This is a genomic window from Elstera litoralis (assembly GCF_000963705.1).
GTDB classification, from domain to species: domain Bacteria; phylum Pseudomonadota; class Alphaproteobacteria; order Elsterales; family Elsteraceae; genus Elstera; species Elstera litoralis.
The window spans coordinates 1-567 of sequence record NZ_LAJY01000844.1; the positions used below are offsets into that span (position 1 = coordinate 1).

Annotated in this window: 1 protein-coding gene; it reads right to left on the bottom strand. The window is 34.2% G+C overall.

Annotated elements, in window-relative coordinates:
• Positions 1–260 precede the first annotated feature (260 nt).
• Positions 261–567: hypothetical protein (locus VZ95_RS26280; RefSeq protein ID WP_232302782.1), on the bottom strand; the 307-nt coding region annotated here is incomplete at its 5' end.

Below are 567 nucleotides of genomic sequence, written 5' to 3' on the forward strand. Positions count from 1 at the left end.
ATTCGTTCCTGTATAGTTCTTTCTATCGTGAAATTGGAAGGGAAGCAACGACCTTACTACTCTGTCGCTATTTGAGCATCCAGACTGCGGGGCGACTCTCTATAACTGAGCTATCTAGTTCAACGATTCAGTAAAAGAATAAAAATAACAATTTTCTTGGGACATCATTGCGTGAAATTCACCCTTAAATCGACTTTACATTAGTAAAACAATTCCTGTAAAAAATATTTTTGAGTTTTTATTCAAAATAATATTCATTTTCAATGAAAATCTATTATTGGAAGCCTATCATTGCGTAGTTTTTTTATAAAAGTATTATCGAACAAACACCAATCCCGCACACTTTTATCGATATTAAGAGGCGCATCGCTTGAAAGCTTCTTTAAATGACGAAGCAGAGAATTTGCAATTACATCAACCGCAAATATCAGCGGGTCACTCTTGTCAATAACAATAATTTCCCCAATCCTGTCCGCATTTACCATTTTATCTTTCACTCTTACCTCTAATTCTAATTTATTAATACTGCGCTCAAGAGTGTTTATGTTTGTAACGTTCACCGAATAT